The sequence below is a fragment of the uncultured Mucilaginibacter sp. genome (assembly GCF_903893715.1).
In the GTDB taxonomy this organism is placed as follows: Bacteria; Bacteroidota; Bacteroidia; order Sphingobacteriales; family Sphingobacteriaceae; genus Mucilaginibacter.
This window is the reverse complement of record NZ_CAITNG010000097.1, coordinates 1-14,689: the sequence shown is the minus strand read 5'-3', so window position 1 is coordinate 14,689 and position 14,689 is coordinate 1. Positions and strand designations below refer to the sequence as shown.

General features: G+C 44.3%; 13 protein-coding genes. 10 read left to right on the top strand and 3 right to left on the bottom strand.

Annotated features, from left to right (window positions below; all coding sequences use genetic code 11):
* Positions 1-22 precede the first annotated feature (22 nt).
* The 8 genes from tkt to QZX97_RS10995 all read left to right on the top strand — a co-directional run bounded on the left by tkt (position 23) and on the right by QZX97_RS10995 (position 8,571).
* The gene (gene tkt, locus QZX97_RS11030) at positions 23-2,035 is read left to right on the top strand and encodes a transketolase (RefSeq protein WP_295650476.1); all 2,013 of its coding nucleotides are present in this window, start codon (positions 23-25) and stop codon (positions 2,033-2,035) included.
* Positions 2,036-2,129: 94 nt separating this feature from the next.
* Positions 2,130-2,573: an RpiB/LacA/LacB family sugar-phosphate isomerase gene (locus tag QZX97_RS11025; RefSeq protein ID WP_295650473.1), complete on the top strand. Its 444-nt coding sequence runs from the start codon at positions 2,130-2,132 to the stop codon at positions 2,571-2,573.
* 15 nt (positions 2,574-2,588) lie between these two features.
* A complete protein-coding gene (tal, locus tag QZX97_RS11020; RefSeq protein ID WP_295650472.1) occupies positions 2,589-3,680 on the top strand; it encodes a transaldolase in 1,092 nt (363 codons plus the stop codon).
* Positions 3,681-3,685: 5 nt separating this feature from the next.
* The gene (locus tag QZX97_RS11015) at positions 3,686-4,303 is read left to right on the top strand and encodes an HAD-IA family hydrolase (protein ID WP_295650470.1); all 618 of its coding nucleotides are present in this window, start codon (positions 3,686-3,688) and stop codon (positions 4,301-4,303) included.
* Positions 4,304-4,389: 86 nt separating this feature from the next.
* Positions 4,390-5,805: an NADP-dependent phosphogluconate dehydrogenase gene (gndA, locus tag QZX97_RS11010; RefSeq protein WP_295664651.1), complete on the top strand. Its 1,416-nt coding sequence runs from the start codon at positions 4,390-4,392 to the stop codon at positions 5,803-5,805.
* Positions 5,806-5,820: 15 nt separating this feature from the next.
* Positions 5,821-7,341 (top strand): glucose-6-phosphate dehydrogenase, encoded by a 1,521-nt coding sequence (zwf, locus tag QZX97_RS11005; protein ID WP_295664650.1) that lies wholly within the window; start codon positions 5,821-5,823, stop codon positions 7,339-7,341.
* Between the two features lies 1 nt (position 7,342).
* The gene (gene pgl, locus QZX97_RS11000; RefSeq protein WP_295649222.1) at positions 7,343-8,056 is read left to right on the top strand and encodes a 6-phosphogluconolactonase; all 714 of its coding nucleotides are present in this window, start codon (positions 7,343-7,345) and stop codon (positions 8,054-8,056) included.
* Between the two features lie 17 nt (positions 8,057-8,073).
* Positions 8,074-8,571: a DinB family protein gene (locus QZX97_RS10995; protein WP_295649224.1), complete on the top strand. Its 498-nt coding sequence runs from the start codon at positions 8,074-8,076 to the stop codon at positions 8,569-8,571.
* A gap of 78 nt (positions 8,572-8,649) precedes the next feature.
* On the opposite strand, the gene QZX97_RS10990 is transcribed toward QZX97_RS10995, so the two are convergent.
* Positions 8,650-8,979, bottom strand: coding sequence for a YbjQ family protein (locus QZX97_RS10990; protein ID WP_295649226.1), 330 nt, complete (start codon positions 8,977-8,979; stop codon positions 8,650-8,652).
* 499 nt (positions 8,980-9,478) lie between these two features.
* Between QZX97_RS10990 and QZX97_RS10985 the strand changes: the two genes are divergently transcribed.
* Both QZX97_RS10985 and QZX97_RS10980 read left to right on the top strand, forming a co-directional pair.
* The gene (locus tag QZX97_RS10985; protein WP_295649229.1) at positions 9,479-9,667 is read left to right on the top strand and encodes a hypothetical protein; all 189 of its coding nucleotides are present in this window, start codon (positions 9,479-9,481) and stop codon (positions 9,665-9,667) included.
* 177 nt (positions 9,668-9,844) lie between these two features.
* A complete protein-coding gene (locus tag QZX97_RS10980) occupies positions 9,845-10,618 on the top strand; it encodes a ThuA domain-containing protein (protein ID WP_295649231.1) in 774 nt (257 codons plus the stop codon).
* A 4-nt stretch (positions 10,619-10,622) separates the two neighbouring features.
* On the opposite strand, the gene QZX97_RS10975 is transcribed toward QZX97_RS10980, so the two are convergent.
* Positions 10,623-13,175: a DUF5686 family protein gene (locus tag QZX97_RS10975; RefSeq protein ID WP_295649233.1), complete on the bottom strand. Its 2,553-nt coding sequence runs from the start codon at positions 13,173-13,175 to the stop codon at positions 10,623-10,625.
* Positions 13,176-13,534: 359 nt separating this feature from the next.
* On the bottom strand, positions 13,535-14,689 hold a 1,155-nt coding region (locus QZX97_RS10970), incomplete at its 5' end, for a M1 family aminopeptidase (RefSeq protein WP_295664649.1).

The window sequence follows — 14,689 nt, the reverse complement described above, 5'->3', positions numbered from 1 at the left end:
CACAATACAACAAATACAAAAAATGGATCCAAAAAGTAAGGACATTGAAAATTTAGGCATTAATACCATACGCTTATTAGCAGCTGATGCCGTACAAAAAGCAAATTCGGGCCACCCGGGAACTCCCATCGCACTTGCGCCAATGGCACACGTGTTATGGACTGAGTTTTTAAACTATAACCCACAAAACCCCGACTGGGCCAACCGCGACAGGTTTATATTATCGGCAGGCCATGCCTGTATGTTACAATACAGTATTTTACATTTAACAGGCTATGATGTTTCGTTAGATGACCTGAAAAATTTCCGCCAGTTACATAGCAAAACAGCCGGCCACCCTGAATATGGCTTGTGCCCCGGTATTGATGTAACCACCGGCCCGCTGGGTGCAGGTTTTTCAAATGGTGTTGGCTTTGCCATCGGGCAGAAATACCTGGCGGCCCGTTACAACAAACCGGGTTTTGATTTATTCAATTACCACATTTACGCTATTTGCAGCGATGGTGATATGATGGAAGGTGTAGCTTCCGAAGCGGCATCGTTGGCCGGACATTTGGAGTTGGGCAACATCATTTATTTATATGATGATAATAAGATATCGATAGAAGGCAGCACCGAAATTTCCTTTAATGAAGATGTAGACAAACGTTTTGAAGCTTACGGATGGCATGTGCAGCATGTTGAAGACGTGAATGATATTCACGCTTTAGCGATGGCTTTGCGTAACGCCAAGGCCGAAACACAAAAACCATCGTTGATTCGCGTACGCTCGCTGATAGCTTACGGCAGCCCGAACAAGGCCGGTACCGCAGGTTCCCACGGTGCGCCGCTGGGTGCCGACGAAGTGAAACTGGTAAAAGAGTTCTTTGGTTTCGATCCGGAGAAATTATTTTATGTACCGGCTGAGGTGGAAACCTATTACCATGAAAAAGGTAGCCGCGGTATCACAACTGAGGCTAAATGGAATCAACTGTTCAGCGATTACAAAGCTAAATTCCCGGAATTGGCTGCCGAATTTGAAGGTGCATTTAAAGGCGAGTTGCCAAAAGACTGGGATGCCGATATCCCGGTATTTAAAGCAGATGCAGGTAAAGTGGCTACACGTGTAGCATCGGGCAAGGTATTGAATGCGCTTGCCGCTAAAATACCAAACCTGATAGGCGGCGCGGCCGATTTGTCGCCATCAACAGAAACACATCTGAAGGAATATGATTCGTTTACGAGCGAGAACCGTGGCGGACGTAACTTCCACTTTGGCATCCGTGAGCATGCTATGGGTTCGGCCATGAATGGTATGGCATTAACAAAAGGTATCCTTCCGTTTGGTGCTACCTTCCTGATATTCTCTGAATACATGCGCCCGCCGATACGTTTGGCGGCCATTATGAAGATAAACCCTGTATTTGTTTATACACACGATAGCATTGGCCTGGGCGAGGATGGTACTACACACCAGCCTGTTGAGCAATTGATTTCGTTGCGTTCGATACCAAATAATATCGTTATCCGCCCGGCGGACGCGAATGAGACTGCCGAAGCATGGAAATTCGCCGTATCGCACAAGGGCGGGCCAACTGTATTGGTATTAACCCGTCAGGGATTGCCTGTATTAGATCAGGATAAATATGGTAAAGCATCGGGCTTGGTTAAAGGTGCCTACGTTTTGTCGGAACCTGAAACAAAGGCGGAACTGATATTGATCGGTACCGGTTCGGAAGTGGCATTGGCCATGTCGGCGCAAGCCAAACTAAAAGAAGAAGGAATAGCCGCCCGTGTGGTAAGTATGCCATCGTGGGAGTTGTTTGAAAAACAGGACGCCGCTTACAAAGAGAGCGTATTGCCAAAAGCGTTGAAAAAACGTTTGGCTATTGAAGCAGGCTCGGCATTGGGCTGGCATAAATATGTTACCGACGAAGGCGATACTGTAACCATGCACGGCTTTGGCGAATCGGCACCGGCAGAAGCTTTGAACAAAGAATTTGGCTTTACGGTGGAGAATGTGGTTAGCAAAGCTAAAGCTGTTTTAGGGAAGTAGTTCATTAGTTCACTTGTTCATTTGTCATTAGTGAAAGTCTTATTAGCTTGACAGGACTAATGAACGAATGACCAATGAACCAATAAACAAAAAAATGAAGATAGGCATCGCATCAGATCATGGCGGTTACGAATTAAAAGAGATTATTCATCCCTTTTTAACTTCGTTGGGGCATGATGTGGTAGATTTTGGGCCTGATCATTTGGATAACGCGGACGACTATCCTGATTATGTGATCCCTATGGCGAAGGCCGTAGCTGCCGGAACTGTTGAGCGGGGCATAGCCATCTGCGGAAGCGGGGTAGGTGCGTGTATCGCGGCAAACAAAGTTCATGGAGCGCGCGCTGCTTTGATTGGCGACCACTTTTCGGCACATCAGGGTGTTGAGGATGATAATATGAACATCATTTGTTTAGGTGGCCGCATTACCGGTTACGCTGTAGCGGAAGAGTTGGTAGATGTGTTTTTAAAGGCTCAGTTTACCGGGCTCGAAAGGCATAACCGCAGGATAGCAAAAGTTAAAGAATTAGATAAATAAGACACACAAAGTATTATGGAAAATAATGTAAAAAAGATACACAGCTTTGGTCAAAGCATCTGGCTGGATTTTATCGATCGCGAGATCATGGCATCGGGCAAACTGAAAAGCCTCATCGATGTGGACGGTGTTAGGGGCGTAACCTCTAACCCGGCAATTTTTGAAAAAGCTATTACCAGCAGTTCAGATTATGACGCGGATATCAAGGCTTTGGCCGGTAGCGCTAAAACAACCGAAGAGTTGTTTTTTAAACTGGCCATCAAAGACATCCAAAAAGCTACAGATATGTTTAAAGGTGTTTATGAGGAGTCGAAAGGTGTGGACGGATATGTTAGTTTAGAGGTTTCGCCGTTTTTGGCTTTAGATACCGAAGGCACAGCAGCTCAGGCCGAGCAACTTTGGAAAGAAGTTGACCGCAAAAATGTGATGATAAAAATCCCGGGCACGCAACCTGGTTTGGCAGCCATCCGCCAATCTATAGCAAAAGGCATCAACATTAATGTTACCTTACTTTTTGGTTTGCCACGTTACGAAGAAGTAACAGAAGCCTATATTTCGGGTCTGGAAGACCATTTGGCTGCAGGGCACAAGATCGGCCATATTTCATCGGTAGCGAGTTTCTTTTTAAGCCGTATCGATGTGTTGGTTGACCCGATGTTGGACGAAAAAGGTCTGGGCGATTTGAAAGGTGAAGTTGCCATCGCATCGGCAAAAAAAGCCTACGAGATTTATAAAAAAGTATTTAGCGGCCCACGTTGGGAAAAACTGGCGGCACAAGGCGCGCAACCGCAACGTTTGCTTTGGGCAAGTACCAGCAGCAAGAACCCTGCATTTAAGGATACTAAGTATGTTGAAGCACTAATTGGTGCCGATACTGTTGATACCGTTCCGCTGGAAACTATTGAAGCCTTCCGCGACCATGGCATAGCAGCTAATGTATTGGAGGATGGTTTGGATAAAGCCACCGAAACATTAGACAGGTTAAAGAAGGCGGGTATAGATATCGATAAAATCACCCAGCAATTGGAGGATGAGGGCATTGATAAATTCAATAAACCTTTTGAAAAACTACTGAAATCGATAGACGACCAGAAAGCTAAAGTTTAAGCGATATGAATGTTGAACCGGTAAAAGTCTTATTTTTCGACGTTGGCGGGGTATTACTCAGCAACGGATGGGGCCATGAGTCGCGAAAAAAGGCGGCGAAGAAATTTGGTTTCGAGTATGAAGAAATCGACGCTTTGCACAACTTTATTTTCAACGTCTATGAAATTGGCAGTCTCTCGTTGGATGACTATCTCGATTTCGTAGTATTTACCAAACCCCGCGAGTTTACCCGCGAAGACTTCAAGGCTTTTATGTACGAGCAGTCGGTTGAGTTGCCCGGCATGTTGCAATGGCTGAAAGCATGGAAAAAAGAGAGCGGTTTCCGCATCATCTCCATCAACAACGAGGGTAAGGAGCTTAACGATTACCGGGTACACAAATTTAAACTGGATGAATGTTTTGATGCCTTTATATCGTCGTGCGAGGTGAAAATGCGTAAACCGGACCCCGGCATTTTTAAATTGGCGATGGGCATAGCGCAAGTTACCGAAAGGCAATGCGTGTATTTTGACGACAGGATTATGTTTGTTACCGCCGCAAGAAATTTGGGTATCAAGGCCTATCAACACACCAGTTTTGAAGAAACAAAGGCGATATTGGAAGGTTTGAAATTAGAAAAATAGTTAGTTCATAGTTCATGGTTCATAGTAAGAATGAAAGAAAACCATGGACCATGATCTATGAACCATGAACAAAAATTAAAACTACAATGAGCAAATACGATTTTGGAATGATAGGCCTGGGTACCATGGGCCGTAACCTGTTGCTGAACATGGCCGACCATGGCGTAAACGGCGCCGGTTTTGATAAGGATGCGTCGAAAGGTGTGCAGTTGGAGCAGGAAGGCAGCAAGGCTAAGGGCAAAGTAAAGGGCTTTAGCGATGTAAAGGAATTTACCGCGAGCCTGAACAGCCCCAAGGCTATTATGATGCTGGTGCCTGCAGGTAAAATTGTGGATGAAGTGATTGAGGAATTGTTGCCTTTGCTTGCCAAAGGCGATATCTTGATAGACGGCGGTAACTCGCATTTTACCGATACTAACCGTAGGGTTGACTATCTGGAGGCTAAAGGATTCCATTTTTTTGGCATGGGGGTATCAGGTGGTGAAGAAGGTGCACGCCGAGGCCCGAGCATGATGCCGGGTGGCGATAAGGAGGCCTATGCTGTAATGAAGCCGATACTGGAAGCTATTGCTGCTAAGGTAGATGGCGCGCCATGTGTTACCTATATTGGTCCGGGAGCGTCAGGGCATTTTGTAAAAATGGTGCATAATGGTATTGAGTACGGTTTGATGCAGCTGATTGCCGAAACGTATGAATTATTGCGCAACGGCTTAAAGCTGAACAACGAAGAAATACATGGCGTATTTGAAAAATGGAACGAAGGCAAACTATCATCATTCCTGATAGAGATAACACGTGATATTTTTACCTATAAAGAACCCGGCAGCGACCACCTGTTGGTTGATGACATTAAGGACGAAGCCAGGGCAAAGGGTACCGGTAAATGGACAAGCCAGGTAGCTTATGACCTGGAAGCGCCGATTACGGTGATAGATACTGCTGTTTCTATGCGTGATCTGTCGAAATACAAAGCTATCCGTATACAGGCGTCAACTATGTATACGCCATCCGAAGCCCTTGTTGTGGATAAAGAAGCGTTTTTGAATTTATTAGAGGACGCGTTCTACTTCAGCATGATTATGAGCTATGCGCAGGGCATGTTCCTGCTGTCGAAAGCATCGACGGAATATAGCTATGACCTGAAATTGGACGAGATAGCGAAGATTTGGCGTGGCGGATGTATTATCCGTTCAAAATTCCTGGAGAATATTTATGGTGCTTATGGCAAAAATAAATCGCTCGGGCATTTATTGCTGGATGCCGATGTTGCTGCGTTGGTGAACGGAGCTAATAAGGGCATGCGTACGGTGGTTTCCGCTGCGGTAAGCGCGGGTATAGCCGTTCCCGCTTTTGCATCAGCATTAAGCTATTTTGATAACTTTAAAACAGCCAATATGCCATCGAACCTGACGCAGGCACAGCGCGACTATTTTGGTGCGCATACCTATGCGCTGATCGGTAAAGAAGGGGTGTTCCATACACAATGGATGCCTAAATCGTAAAAAGAAAAACGACCAATGAAATCAATCATAAAATCACAGCCTACCATATTTGTTATTTTTGGTGGTACCGGCGACCTGAGCCAGCGTAAAATTGGCCCGGCGCTATATAATTTGTTTTTAGATGGCTGGATGCCCGAGCAATTTACCATCATCGGCACGGGCCGTACCCAGTTGAGCGACGAGGACTTTAGCGCAAGGGTATTAGAGGGTGTAAACCAGTTTTCGCGCAGCGGAAAAGCAAAAAAAGACAAGTGGGACGAGTTTTCAAAACATTTGGCCTACCAGGTATCGGATATTAACGATTTTGAAACCTATAAAGAGTTTGGCACAAAAATAAACGGGTACAAAATAGAATGGGGGCAAGAGCCTTATGTGTTGTATTATTTGGCAGTATCGCCTAATTTCTTCCCGATCATAGCTTCGAATATCTCGAAAGCGCATTTAGCAGACAATCCCGACAGGACGCGCATTGTGATAGAAAAGCCTTTCGGGCACGACCTGGAAACGGCCAAAGAACTGAACCACCTGTTAAGCAATATTTACAACGAAAAGCAGATATATCGTATTGACCATTACCTGGGCAAAGAAACGGTTCAAAACATCATGGCTTTCCGTTTCGCCAATTCGATATTGGAGCCAATATGGAACCGCGATAACATCGAACACGTACAGATATCGGTAACCGAGCAATTGGGCATGGGCGAACGTGGCGACTATTACGACGGCGCAGGTGCTTTACGCGACATGGTACAGAACCATATTTTACAATTGCTTTGCCTGGTGGCGATGGAACCCCCTATCAATTTCAGTTCGGATGAGTTGCGTAACCGTAAGGTGGAGGTGTTGCGTGCCATGCGCCGTTTTTCGGCCGAGGATGTACGTATGAGCACCGTAAGGGGCCAATACGGCAGGGGATGGATAGAAGGCAAAGAAGTGCCCGGCTATCGCGAGGAATCGAAAGTAAACCCCGAATCGAACACCGAAACTTTTGCAGCAATTAAGTTTTTTATCGACAATTGGCGCTGGCAAGGTGTGCCATTTTACCTGCGTACAGGCAAAAGGTTGCACCAATCGTCGTCGGTAATCAGCATACAGTTTAAGGATGTACCGCACCGGGTTTTTCCGGTGGAGGCTACCGAAAGCTGGCAGCAAAACAGGCTTATCATCAGCATACAGCCCGAAATGAGCATCCGTTTACAAGTACAGGCTAAGCGCCCCGGTCTGGATATGATATTGAATACCGTTGATATGGTATTTGATTACAGCGGTACCTATACCAGCGACGCCCCTGAAGCATATGAGACTTTATTGTTGGATACCATGCTGGGCGACCAAACCCTGTTTATGCGAGGCGACCAGGTTGAAGAAGCCTGGGAACTGATTATGCCAATATTGAAGACATGGGAATCGCGTAAGAGTATCAACTTCCCCAACTATTCGGCCGATTCGTGGGGGCCTGAAACTGCCGAGGCTTTGATAGCCCGTGATGGTTTCCATTGGTTTACCCTGCCTTTAAACGGCAAAAAGAAAAAATAAGATGCTGCATATTTTTGATACAACGGATGAGGTATTGCAGGCGCTGGCCGGGTTTTTTGTAAAATCAGCTGATGAAGCTATCGCTCAAAACGGTCAGTTTACGGTTGCTCTTTCGGGTGGGAGTTCTCCAAAAAAACTGTACGAGTTACTCGCGTCTGATGCCTATAAGAAACAGATTGACTGGAAAAAAGTATATTTCTTTTTTGGTGATGAACGCAACGTGCCCGATACCGATAAGGACAGCAATGCCCTGATGGTGCAAACAGCTTTGTTCGACCCGTTGAAGATACCGGCTGCCAATATTTTTAAAGTGAACACAGCATTGTCTCCCGCGCAAGCGGCCGATGACTATACTGATACCATTAACCATTTTTTTGATAACGACCTTGTTAAGTTCGACCTGGTATTGCTGGGTTTGGGCGATAACTCGCACACAGCCTCGTTATTTCCGCATACAGCTATCCTGACTAATAAAAAAGCAGAGGTAAAGGAAGTGTTTTTAGAGGACCAGCAAATTTACCGCATCAGTTTTACAGCACCTTTGATTAACCAGGCTGATAACATCGCGTTTTTGGTTTATGGAGCCGGTAAGGCCGAAGCTGTGCATCATGTGTTGGAAGATGCGGAAAATATACCGGAATATCCCGCTCAACTTATACGGAAAAATGTGGATTGGTTTTTAGATAAGCCGGCTGCAGTACGGCTAACCAAATAACCTAAACCAAAATAGTTATGAACTTAAACAAAGCGCTGATTGGCGAAATGCAGCACGAGGCAGCGAGTACCCGCAAAATGCTGGAACGCGTGCCGAACGATAAACTCGGCTGGAAACCGCACGAAAAATCGATGACTTTAGGGAAACTGGCCACGCATGTATCGGATTTGCCTAACTGGACCGGTTTTACCATCAATGCCGACGAGTTGGACCTAGCATCAGGAGCGTTTAAGCCATTTTTAGCCACCAGCACAGTAGAATTGCTAAAACACCACGATGAAAGTGTTGCCGGCGCTATAGCCGCACTTGAAAGCGTAACCAACGAGCAATTGATGGAAATGTGGACCTTACGCATGGGAGACCATGTTATATTTACCATGCCCAAGGTGCAGGTGCTGCGTAACATGGTGTTTAGCCACATGGTTCACCATCGCGGGCAATTGAGTGTTTACCTGCGCATGCTGGATGTACCGGTACCCGGCATGTATGGCCCATCGGCTGATGATGCGAGGTGAATTGTAAGTAGAGAAAGATGAAAAAAAAACGCCCTTGCATAAATTTGCAAGGGCGTTTTGTTTTGATAGGAAATTGAATTAAGCTTTTTCGACAACAACGGCTGTTCCATAAGCCAATACTTCGGTAATGCCGTTCATCACTTCATTGGCATCATAACGCATGTTGATAACCGCGTTGGCGCCCATGGCCTGTGCATGTTGCATCAATAGCTGAAAGGCTTCTTCGCGGGCGTTTTCGCAAAGCTCCACATAAATGGATAGCCTGCCGCCAAATAATGATTGTATACCGCCTGCAAAATTGCCTACTACGCTACGGCTGCGTACGGTAATGCCGCGAACCACACCTAATTGTTTTGTTATTTTATAACCGTCTAAACCGATGCTGGTTGTAATTAATGATCTGTCCATAAGATTTTGTGTTTAAGTTTAAGTTTAGATAAATATAGGTATAGTTTGTAACAACCAATGGCAATAATTATTTGCAAGCCGCCATCGGTGAAAATTTTATCTGCCAGCTTCATTCATTCACCGACATTTTAGCCCCATTCACCTAATTTGTGTAGCTAAAACCATCGCGTTAAAACATCTTTGTTATGTAAAACAACAAACAAAATGGCAACCAAATTACTGATCGCATTAATTATGATATGTTTAGTTTACGCTCACCGCGCTGTTATGAAGCATGAGCACAGGCACCGGTTTATACCAATGTCGATAAAGATGAATTTGCAACTACCAACACATTACAATGACCCATTTTTTATACAGTAAGTATGAATTTAGAAACGCTCAGAAATAAAAAATCGACCAAAATGCTCAATTGCGCGCTTTTGCTGTACTGCGTAATTGTTGGCATCATATTGGGTATATCATAAACAGAATTAAACACAATTAAAAACAACCAGCCATGCAAAACATAAACGTATTACTCGAAAAGCTAATGATTAACCGCGCTGTTTTATTAATTAAACGTGCCGATGCCGAATTGAAGGAAATTTTAAACAATGACCTTAAAAGTTACAAGGCGCAACAAATCAACTTCCGCAACTCCAGCGACAACAATCGTGGTACCACCATGGGCCACTTAGTTGCCTGATCAACATATATATAACATCTACCTATAAAACAAAGAAAGAGTTTCATATCGAAACTCTTTCTTTGTTTATATCGCACCCCATAATAATGTAAATTACAAATACGTTGATGGTTGATAAAAGGCTATATTTAATTTTTTAAATTTATCCCGGTAATTAATTCATTCTACGATATTAATATGCGACTAAAATCATTGAACTTTAAACTGAGGTGCGTTTTCATCATATGCCTGGGCTTATTGGCATTTACCACAAACCTGTATGCAAAGGCCAACCCGAAGGTGCTTATTTTTTTTAAGGAGGTGGGGGACTACCACCATACCAGTATACCGGCAGGCATAAAAGCTATTATTAAACTGGGGGAAGAAAACGCATTTGATGTTGACACTACCACCAACGTAGAAAACTTTACAGATGAAAACCTGAAGCAGTACTCGGCGGTTATTTTTTTAAATACAGCCGGCGAAGTATTGGAAGAAGACCAACAAGCGGCTTTTCAAAACTATATAAAGGGTGGCGGCGGCTTTGTTGGGATACACTCGGCAACCAATACCGGGCTGGAGTGGAACTGGTATGGCCGTTTGGTTGGCGCTTATTATAAAAGCCACCCGGATGTGCAGCCGGCCATATTGAAAATTGTTGACCCCACACACCAGGCTACCAAGGACCTGCCATTGGTATGGAAACGCACCGACGAATGGTACAACTTTAGCTGGTATAACGATGATATTAAATTTTTGATAGTGATAGACGAAGGCAGTTATGGTGGCGGGCGCAACGGCGGCCAGCATCCGGTAAGCTGGTACCATACGTTTGATGGCGGGCGGTCATTTTACACCGCATTGGGCCATACCGAAGAATCATATACAGAGCCTTTGTTCCTAAAACATCTGTTAGGGGGCATAGAGTACGCCATGGGCAGAAAAGCCAACGAACGGTCGAATGCGCGTTAATTAACTATAGCCTGAATTGGAGCGTTAGCCGGGTTGCAAACCTGTCGGGCAGGTTGCCCAAGGCGTCGACGTGGTCGTTATGGGTGAGGCGGTACAAAAAGTCGATACGGATTATCTTGAGGATGTTTTCAAAGCCGTACCCGGCTTCAACGTAAGGTTTGCTCTCGAGGCTTAGATCCACTTTGCGGCGGCCGCTTAAATAGGCTTCGTTATTGCCATCGCTCAAGGCACCATCTAAAATATTGAGTACTGCCACATTACGTATATTTAACGATTTTAATAAGGGGATACTGTTTGTAATCAAACCCTCCAAATGTTGTGTATAGGTTAGGGATACGTACTTGTCGCTGGCGAACTCCAGAAAACGCATGGTATTGAAATTGTAACGATGGTTCTCTAATAAAGGATATGGCAATGTGCTTGGTATATAACCGGCAGTGAATGAATAGTCGCCCAAACCCCAAATGCCCATGTGCACTTTTTGGCTTAGGTTAAAACCGAATTTATTGTAAGCAACATCGCCGCCAGTCTCATTTATCAGGCCTTGTGTGTACCTGAAGATAATGATAGGGTCGTCGGTACCCCCATTGATGCTTATCCGCTTATTTACTTTTGACGATTGCAGTTGCTTTCGGCCGGGTGTCCATATCAATTCTGCCCTGGCTTCGCTTGTTTGATAATGGCGTGTGGTGTCGTTGCCCTGTATGTAGTCGTAATTAAATAAAGGGTCGAAGGTGCTATGCTTTAACGTTAGTTTACCTTGCAGGTTATTGGCAAGGTCGGTTTGTATATAAGCCTGAGTAATGTTTTCGATAAAAGGGCCGCGTTTGCTGATACTCCCGTTTTGAAGGGCTGCGTAAAACACATTGTTACTGTTTAAAGCATAACTCTCATATTGATAGCCGGTTTGGGCGATATCGTGGGTAAAAGATAGGCCCCCCTCCACCCATGGTTTGCGAGAAAATATATATTCGACAGAGCCGTTGCCTGTCATCCGATGATCGGCGAAACCATAAGCCGCGTAGCCCCCCAATACCCATTTGTTGCTGAAACTGCTATTGGTAATGCCGCCTAAACGTAAAATAAAGCCTTCCAAGTCGTTACGGCTAATAGTGTATGGGTAGGGGCCAAAGCTGATTTTGCCTACTTTGTAGTACCCGTTGATGAGCGTAGTGGCTATGCCCGTATAGGCTTTAACAATTGGTAAATTTTTAACAGTATCAATCATCCGGTAGGTGTCTTTATCCGATTGTGTCAACGAGTCTGTCCGGTTTTTTTCCCAATAGCCTTCATCTTTTTTATTAACATCGGGGCTCAAAACGATGGGTTCTTTAAACAAGTCTTCGGGGTATTTTTTGTTTACCTCCATGCTGCTGTTCAGCAGGTAAAAGGTGGCGATAAAGCCCGTCAGGTTTTTACTGATGTTGGCTACGTGTAATACGATACGGGTTTTTGATGGTATCCAGGCGGTTGTACCTTTTGGTTGGTTCATTTCCTGTTGTATCCTGATACCTTTTAAAAAATTAAGGTTGGCATCGGGTGATATATCCGTATTGATGCGGAACATTGCAAAATCGTCTTTGGTAATCCACATGGTACCCGAAAACGATAGATCGTGCGAACGTTTGGGCTTGAACTCTATTTTATAATACGACTTGCCATCTATCTTATCATTTTCATCGATTAGCTCATAATTGTAAAACGTTTTCCAACTATCGCTTATGGGCGAAATAAACTCTTTTGCTGCCAATTTGAGATAGTTGTTGTAGAAATTGTATTGTAAAAATGTGGCACCTACCAATTGTGATATCAGCGTCTCGTCTTCCAGGCCCACACCAACCGAGCGTGAACGCTCTACATGTTCAGTTTTGGCTTCAGGGCTTTTTTGGAAAAAGTAGTCGGATATGGTTTCGGACATAAAAATTGGTAGAACAGGACTGCCGTCGTTCCCTTCCATTTTTTTCAGGCTGTCCATTAGCGGCAATATCCTTTGCATTACTTTGCGTTGCTTTAACTTTTCGCTCAGGTTGGTGGCCGCGATGGTAATACGGTTATAGCTACGGTACTGGTAGCTATCTAATTTCTGCAGGTTATTATCGGGTTTATGTTTAACTACGCTATCCAGTATTTCCCAAGCCGGGTTAACATATTTTTTTGGCGTTATGTTTACTGTTTTTAGCGTACGGGCATTAACTGCAAGGCTAAAATTAACCTCGCCATTGGTTTTAGGTAAAGGCTTACCGGCTGTTAAATAGCCTACATAACTTGCAAAAATGGAATCGACAGCTAGAGTTTTAGGAACTGATAAATGATAATGGCCATCAAAATCGGTTGAAACAGCTTTGCGGAGGCCTGTGTTTAATTTTAAGAAAACGGTGCCATATGCAATGGGCTCGCCGGTTTGACTGTCGGTTACTTTACCGCCGATTGCCCGCAGTTGTTGCGCGCAAGCGATGTTGGTACCAAAAACCAACGCAGCGGTTATCAAAACCATCAAAACACGAGGTATCCTGAAAGTTAATATGCTGTTATTATTGGTAACCAAAAAAAGTTTCAATGCCGTTAACTGATAATTTGTACAAAAATTGCAGGGTAGTTATTTAATAAACTGTATACAGCCCCTTAAACTATCGCGCAAAGTACGGATGCAGGAGAGCAATAATTATCATTATGATGGAGTAAAACCCGAAAATAAGTCAATAGCTTACCAACAGGAGGAAATCCATAGTTAATTAATAGGGGGTATACAGGTCAGTACACAACAAACCCATTACAAATATAGTATTTGCTTAATGTTAATGAAATTTTTTATCAAAAAGTTTCTTAATAATTTACAAAAATTAATCAAAGGTAAATATTGCCCTGTTTTTGTAATTAAAAGAGCATTTTATAGTAGGCAAAAGGAAAATGGATGGCTTAATTAGCCACCCATTTGTTGTCTTTTTCGTTGGCATCCATAAAAATGCCGCCGTCTAAAACTATCGATTTTACTTCTTTGGAGGTTTTGATATTGATGACAGCCAGTTTTTGGTCTTTTTCCCAAACTATTGGTGTTTGGTGGAAAGTTTCGGTGGTACCATCGGCATAGGTTACGTTTGCATCGAAAGGAACGGCAAAGCCGCCGATGTTTTTAACCGATAAGGTGTAGCCGCCGGATGTTTTATCAACTTTATCAAGATCGATATCGATATAATAAGGGGTAAAGAACCAGTTATAAAAGAACCAGTCGAGGTTTTTGCCCGAGCCTGCTTTCATCGAATTAAAATAATCCCAAGGAATAGGGTGCTTGCTGTTCCAGTTGGCCATGTAAACGTGTAACGCCTTTTTAAACAGGTCATCGCCCAACATATCTTTCAGCGCCAGATAGCTTAACGAAGGTTTGCCGTAAGCATTGTTGCCGGCACCGAAGGTAACATCGGGCGAAGGCGTGATGATGGGTTGTTCCTTTTCGTGCGGGCCGTGTATCCAGCGGGTAACGCGGAATTGTTTATAAAAGTCATCCGCAGCTTTTTTGCCCCTTTCGGCGGTGCCAATCAATATTTCGAATGTGGTAGCCCAACCTTCATCCATAAACGCGTAACGGCTTTCGTTGGTGCCCATATAGAATGGGAAATAAGTGTGCGCAATCTCATGGTCTTGTACCAATTGTGCAAAAACAAGGTCAGTTTCATGGCTGTCGTTCACCATCATAGGGTATTCCATATCGGCAAAGCCTTGCACCGATGTTGTTTTTGGGAAGGGGTAAGGTACACCAGGCAGGTTATGCGAAAACCAATCTAACGAGTTGCGGGCAAATTGAACATAATGATGGAAATCTTCCGAACCATCGGCAAAAGCTGCCTGTACGGCAACACGACGGTGTGCTTTATCGTCCACCAATACGCTGGCAGCATCCCAATCGTAATGATTGCTTACGGCACAGGTAACGTCGGAGATATTGGTCGCGGTCCAGGTCCATGTGTTTGTTGCGTTTTGTGTGGTGATGTTTTTATTGGCCAGGTCCTGCACGGTTGCGATGTGTATGGTGGAATCGCTCGTAAAAGATGCCTGTAGTTTTTTTACAAATTCGGG

Bases quoted from the DNA above. Each gene is read 5' to 3' on its own strand.
- tkt (WP_295650476.1), top strand. From the start codon at position 23: ATGGATCCAAAAAGTAAGGACATTGAAAATTTAGGCATTAATACCATA.
- QZX97_RS11025 (WP_295650473.1), top strand. From the start codon at position 2,130: ATGAAGATAGGCATCGCATCAGATCATGGCGGTTACGAATTAAAAGAG.
- tal (WP_295650472.1), top strand. From the start codon at position 2,589: ATGGAAAATAATGTAAAAAAGATACACAGCTTTGGTCAAAGCATCTGG.
- QZX97_RS11015 (WP_295650470.1), top strand. From the start codon at position 3,686: ATGAATGTTGAACCGGTAAAAGTCTTATTTTTCGACGTTGGCGGGGTA.
- gndA (WP_295664651.1), top strand. From the start codon at position 4,390: ATGAGCAAATACGATTTTGGAATGATAGGCCTGGGTACCATGGGCCGT.
- zwf (WP_295664650.1), top strand. From the start codon at position 5,821: ATGAAATCAATCATAAAATCACAGCCTACCATATTTGTTATTTTTGGT.
- pgl (WP_295649222.1), top strand. From the start codon at position 7,343: ATGCTGCATATTTTTGATACAACGGATGAGGTATTGCAGGCGCTGGCC.
- QZX97_RS10995 (WP_295649224.1), top strand. From the start codon at position 8,074: ATGAACTTAAACAAAGCGCTGATTGGCGAAATGCAGCACGAGGCAGCG.
- QZX97_RS10990 (WP_295649226.1), bottom strand. From the start codon at position 8,979: ATGGACAGATCATTAATTACAACCAGCATCGGTTTAGACGGTTATAAA.
- QZX97_RS10985 (WP_295649229.1), top strand. From the start codon at position 9,479: ATGCAAAACATAAACGTATTACTCGAAAAGCTAATGATTAACCGCGCT.
- QZX97_RS10980 (WP_295649231.1), top strand. From the start codon at position 9,845: ATGCGACTAAAATCATTGAACTTTAAACTGAGGTGCGTTTTCATCATA.